Source organism: Stenotrophomonas sp. 2YAF22 (assembly GCF_052114665.1).
Taxonomy (GTDB): Bacteria; Pseudomonadota; Gammaproteobacteria; order Xanthomonadales; family Xanthomonadaceae; genus Stenotrophomonas; species Stenotrophomonas indicatrix.
This window is the reverse complement of sequence record NZ_JBFRFE010000853.1, coordinates 1-1,368: the sequence shown is the minus strand read 5'-3', so window position 1 is coordinate 1,368 and position 1,368 is coordinate 1. Positions and strand designations below refer to the sequence as shown.

The window sequence follows — 1,368 nt, the reverse complement described above, 5'->3', positions numbered from 1 at the left end:
GCCGGCCGCTGGCCGGCAGCCTCCCTCATTCGAGGTCCACGACCTCGAACGCTTCGCCAAACTGCTTGTGCGCGCGCCACAACGTGGCCAGGTCCAGGCCGCTGACCGGATCGACGAAGTCCGGGGCGATGTCAGCCAGCGGCTTCAGCACGAAGGCATGCTTCAGTTCCGGGCGCGGAATACGCAGATGGCCGGGGCCCTCCACCACCAGGTCGCCATAGAACACCACATCGACGTCCAGGGTCCGGTCGGAGAAGCGCGGGCCACTGCGGTCACGACCATGCGCATCTTCCAGCGCATGCAGCCAGTCATCCAGTTCCTGCAGCGGCAGGTCGGTCTCGAGGGCAACGCCGTTGTTGAGGAAGGCCGGGCCGTCGAAACCGACGGCAGCGGTGCGGTAGGCGGCAGACACCTGCAGCGCGCCAAAGCGCTCGCRCAGGGCCGCCACCGCAGCGTGGAGGTAGCGGCGGGGATGGACGTTGCTGCCCAGGCTCAGGAGCACGGTGGTCATGCGGTTCCGGTGACGGCAATCAGGTGGAGCGCGGGCATGCCATCGTCACAACGGCCTGCCTACAATCCGGGACGCATATGATAGGGCACCGACATGACCTATTGCGTTGGAATCGAGGTGGACGAGGGCCTGGTCTTCGCCGCCGACACCCGCACCAATGCCGCGCTGGACGATGTCCGCGTGCACCGCAAACTGCACGTGTTCGAATACCCCGGCCAGGCCGCCTACGTGGTGATGGCCGCCGGCAACCTGGCCACGACCCAGTTGCTGGTGTCGCGGCTGAAGCGCGATGCCGACGAGCGGCGCACACCGAACCTGCGCGACATGGCCCATCTGTTCGAGGCTGCGGCCTACGTCGGCTCCCTGCTGGTGGACAGCCAGGTGCAGAGCCAGCACACCGAACACGGCCATGACGGGGTGAACACCCAGGCCACGCTGATCTTCGGTGGACAGATTGCCGGCGAGCAGCCCGGCCTGTACATGGTCTACCCGCTGGGCAACGCCATCGCCGCCTCGCCGGAAACGCCCTATCTGCAGATCGGTGAATCCAAGTACGGCAAGCCGATCCTGGATCGCATCCTGACCCCATCCACGCATCTGGAAGATGCCGCGCGCACGGCGATCGTTTCGCTCGATTCGACCATCCGTTCCAACCTGTCGGTGGGCCTGCCGGTCGACCTGGCGCTGCTGCGCGCCGGCGAACTGCGGATCAGCCAGCAGCTGCGGCTGGGCGCCGATTCACCGCTGTACGCCGACATCCACCAGAACTGGTCGCGGCGGCTGGAACAGGCGGTGGAAAGCCTGCCGCGGTTCCCGTGGGAACCCCAGGACCGGTAGTGCCGGCCGCTGGCCGGCAT

At 67.1% G+C, this 1,368-nt stretch carries 2 protein-coding genes; one reads left to right on the top strand and one right to left on the bottom strand.

From position 1 onward, the window contains the following. Positions 1-25 precede the first annotated feature (25 nt). Positions 26-511, bottom strand: a complete 486-nt coding sequence (folK, locus tag AB4Y84_RS21715; RefSeq protein WP_442250939.1) for a 2-amino-4-hydroxy-6-hydroxymethyldihydropteridine diphosphokinase — start codon at positions 509-511, stop codon at positions 26-28. Positions 512-604: 93 nt separating this feature from the next. Here folK and AB4Y84_RS21710 point away from each other — a divergent pair, with 93 nt between their 5' ends. Beyond that, the gene (locus AB4Y84_RS21710; RefSeq protein ID WP_442244407.1) at positions 605-1,348 is read left to right on the top strand and encodes a 20S proteasome subunit A/B; all 744 of its coding nucleotides are present in this window, start codon (positions 605-607) and stop codon (positions 1,346-1,348) included. The last annotated feature ends 20 nt before the right edge of the window (positions 1,349-1,368 follow it).

Bases quoted from the DNA above. Each gene is read 5' to 3' on its own strand.
- AB4Y84_RS21710 (WP_442244407.1), top strand. From the start codon at position 605: ATGACCTATTGCGTTGGAATCGAGGTGGACGAGGGCCTGGTCTTCGCC.